5 protein-coding genes, 1 tRNA gene and 1 pseudogene are annotated in these 3,415 nt (G+C 64.4%); all 7 read left to right on the top strand.

Features of this window, described 5'->3' with window-relative positions; all coding sequences use genetic code 11:
* Positions 1–84 (top strand): hypothetical protein (locus DI624_RS15905; protein WP_291540246.1); only part of this gene is annotated, 84 nt, incomplete at its 5' end.
* A gap of 192 nt (positions 85–276) precedes the next feature.
* Positions 277–411 (top strand): hypothetical protein, encoded by a 135-nt coding sequence (locus tag DI624_RS15910; RefSeq protein ID WP_291540514.1) that lies wholly within the window; start codon positions 277–279, stop codon positions 409–411.
* 94 nt (positions 412–505) lie between these two features.
* Positions 506–1,840: a hemolysin family protein gene (locus tag DI624_RS15915; RefSeq protein WP_291540517.1), complete on the top strand. Its 1,335-nt coding sequence runs from the start codon at positions 506–508 to the stop codon at positions 1,838–1,840.
* Positions 1,841–1,949: 109 nt separating this feature from the next.
* Positions 1,950–2,025: transfer RNA gene (locus tag DI624_RS15920), tRNA-Trp, on the top strand.
* 71 nt (positions 2,026–2,096) lie between these two features.
* A complete protein-coding gene (secE, locus tag DI624_RS15925; protein ID WP_291540519.1) occupies positions 2,097–2,396 on the top strand; it encodes a preprotein translocase subunit SecE in 300 nt (99 codons plus the stop codon).
* Positions 2,397–2,409: 13 nt separating this feature from the next.
* Entirely contained in the window at positions 2,410–2,985 is a 576-nt protein-coding gene (gene nusG / locus DI624_RS15930; RefSeq protein ID WP_017506694.1) for a transcription termination/antitermination protein NusG, read from the top strand.
* 358 nt (positions 2,986–3,343) lie between these two features.
* Positions 3,344–3,415 (top strand): annotated as a pseudogene (rplK, locus tag DI624_RS15935) (50S ribosomal protein L11); the annotation flags it as partial.

Below are 3,415 nucleotides of genomic sequence, written 5' to 3' on the forward strand. Positions count from 1 at the left end.
GCGATGGACCAGGGCCTGCGCTTCGCCATCCGCGAAGGCGGCCGCACGGTCGGCGCGGGCGTCGTGGCCAAGATCATCGCCTAAGCGCGACGATCGGCCCCCAAGGCGCGAGCCTGCCGGGCTGAAGGACAGAGTAGCGTAACAGAGCGGCCCCCGGAGCGATCCGGGGGCCGTTTTGCTGGGACGGCAGGCTTCGACAACCGAGCGAGCGATCTTGCCTGCAACCGAAAGCTCTGGTTTACGTTCGAAGACGGACGTTAACCTTTTGGCAACCACATGCGACGCGCCATCCGCCTTGGCATTTTCATCGGCGCCGTTCTGGGAATGAGCGCCTGCGCGACCCAATATGACGCTGACGGCCGCTCGACATCCGGCGCCTATGGCGGGATCGAGGCCGGGCGCACGGGCTGAGACGCAAGGAAAACGTGGCGCTGGCCGCCTTCCTGCCCTAATGTAGGGCTGCGGACGCCGGATGTTGCGCCGCGTTGGTCTCCAAAACCCCTAGATGTTACTCATCGCTATTGTCGTCGTTCTGCTCCTGGTGGTGCTCAACGGCTTGTTCGCCATGACCGAATTGGCGGTCGTCTCCTCCCGCAGGTCCAAACTCCAGGCCAGGGCGGAGCGGGGGGACCGGGGGGCGCGAGCGGCGCTGAAGCTGTCGGAGGAGCCGACGCAGTTCCTGTCGGCGGTCCAGGTCGGCATCACCCTGATCGGCATTCTGGCGGGCGCCTACGGCCAGGCGACCATCGCGGGCGAACTGGACCGCATCCTGGAAGTCGCCTTTCCGGCGCTGACGGCCTATACTGAGGTCTTCGCCACGGCCCTGGTGGTCGTGTGCATCACCTATGTCTCGCTGATCATCGGCGAACTGGTGCCCAAGCGCCTGGCGCTGATCTTTCCCGAGTCGGTGGCCTCCAAGATGGCCGGACCGATCTCGACGCTGGCGATCGTGCTTAAGCCGTTCGTCCTGCTGCTGACCGCCTCGACCTCGGGCATATTGAAGGTGCTGGGAGTCAAGGATCGCGACGGTTCGGACGTGACCCAGGAAGAGGTCGCCACCATTCTGGCGGAAGGCACGTCCGCCGGCCTGATCGAGCCGGAAGAGCAGGAGATGATCGAGGAGATCATGCGCCTGGGCGATCGGCCGGTGCGCGTGGCCATGACGCCGCGCCACGACGTCTTCTGGATCGCCCTGGACGATCCCGAGGAGGTCGTCCGCGAGGAAATCCGCACCTGCCCCTATTCGCGCATCGTGGTGGCGCGCGAGAACGACGTCGATAATCCCCTGGGCTTGGTCCACAAGAAGGACGTGCTGGACGCGCTGTTGACCACGGGCAAGATCGACATCGAACCGCTGGTCGCCGAACCCGCCTTCATTCCGCAGTCGACTTCGGTGTTGAAGGCGCTGGAGATACTGAAGGGTTCGCGGGTCCACATGGCCTTCATCGTCGACGAATACGGCGCCTTCGAAGGCGTCGTGACGGCGACCGATATTCTGGAGATGATCGCCGGCGACTTCGACGAGGGGCACGACGAGGAACAGGCCTGGATTCATCAGCGCGCCGACGGCAGCTGGCTGGTGGATGGCCAGACCGACCTGGACGACCTGGCCGACGCCCTGGGCGAGGATTTCGGCGAGCACGAAGGGTTCCACACGGTCGCCGGCCTGATCCTGCACCAGATCTCGCGCGTGCCGGACGAGGGCGAGGTGCTGCAGGTCGGGCGATTCGAAGTCGAGGTCGTGGACATGGACGACCGCCGGATCGACAAGCTTATCTTCAAGGAACTGATCAAGGCCGAGGACGAGCGCGACGCCGTCGCCGCCCATCTGGAAGACTAGCTGTCGCATTGGCGGGGTCGGCGTCACATCGCCCTTGAAATACAGGGCGGCGTCGGGCATACGCCCCCCTCTGGCGAACGCGCGGACCGGACGGTGCGCGCGATTGTCTAGGAGTTTAGCTCAGCTGGTAGAGCACCGGTCTCCAAAACCGGGGGTCGTGGGTTCGAGTCCCCCAACTCCTGCCAATCCCCCCCTGTCGCTGCCGGATGGGACTTCCCATCTGGGGCGACAGGAACAATTGTGTGAAGAGCAACTGATGGCCAAGGCCAAAACTCCCGGCAAGCGGCCTCAAGGCAGCGCGAAGCCCCAGGTCGCTGCGGCCGCGGCCGCCATCACGGTCGATTCGCCCGAGCCCAAGAAACCCCGCACAAGCCCTGGCCAGTTCATCAGCCAGGTCCGCGCCGAGGGCCGCAAGATCGTGTGGCCCAGCCGCAAGGAAACCTGGATCACCTCGGTGATGGTCTTCATCATGGTCCTGATCGCCTCGATCTTCTTCTGGATCGTGGACACCGGCCTGGGCTACGCCTTCCGCTACATCATCGCTCTCGGATCCTGAGAAAGACGCGCCCATGACCGATGCAGCGCCTGCAAAGCCCGCCAATCCGCGCCACAAGTGGTATATCGTCAACGCCTATTCGAACTTCGAAAAGAAGGTCGCCGAACAGTTGCGCGATCAGGCCAAGCAGCAGGGCCTGGAAGACGCCTTCTCCGAAATCCTGGTCCCGACCGAGGATGTCGTCGAGATCCGTCGCGGCCGCAAGGTGAACTCCGAGCGGAAGTTCTTCCCCGGCTATGTGCTGGTGAAGATGGAGATGACGGATCAGGCCTACCACCTGGTCAAGAATACGCCGAAGGTGACGGGCTTCCTGGGCGCCGCGGGCGGCACCAAGCCGCTGCCGGTCTCGGAGCGCGAGGTCCAGAACATCATCGGGGCCGTGGAAGAGGGCGTCGAGCGTCCCAAGCCCACCATCCGCTTCGACATCGGCGAGAAGGTCAAGGTCATCGACGGTCCGTTCGCCAGCTTCGACGGCTCGGTCGAGAGCGTGGACGAGGAACACGCCCGCCTGCGCGTCGCCGTGTCCATTTTCGGCCGCGCCACGCCGGTCGAGCTGGAATATGCCCAGGTGGAGAAGGTCGCGGGCTGAGGCCGGCGAGATTCGAGATTTGAAGCCGCGTCCCAAGGGGCGCGGCTTTTTCGTTTCAGCGTGCCAATTTCTTTCGTCATCCCCAGGGCTTGTCCCTGGGATCCAGACTCGCGGTGTTGAGGATTGCGCACTCCGCCCAAGCACCGGGAGTCTGGATCCTCGCCACAAGGGCGAGGATGACGTGTTGTGAAGCGGCGGCCGGCCATAGTCGTTGTGTCTTTGCGGTCGTTCTGTTACAGGCGCGCCTTCGCTCGGCGGGCCTCGGCTCGCGGGGCGGCAAATCCGTGGGAGGCAGCCATGCCGCACCACGGCTCACCGGCCCTGCGTTCGTTCGCCGGGTCATTCATAGGAGAGACCAATGGCCAAGAAGATTCTCGGCTATATCAAGCTGCAAGTGCCGGCCGGTTCGGCCACGCCTTCGCCCCCGATC

Origin of the sequence: Brevundimonas sp. (assembly GCF_003248455.1) — a bacterium.
Taxonomy (GTDB): Bacteria; Pseudomonadota; Alphaproteobacteria; order Caulobacterales; family Caulobacteraceae; genus Brevundimonas.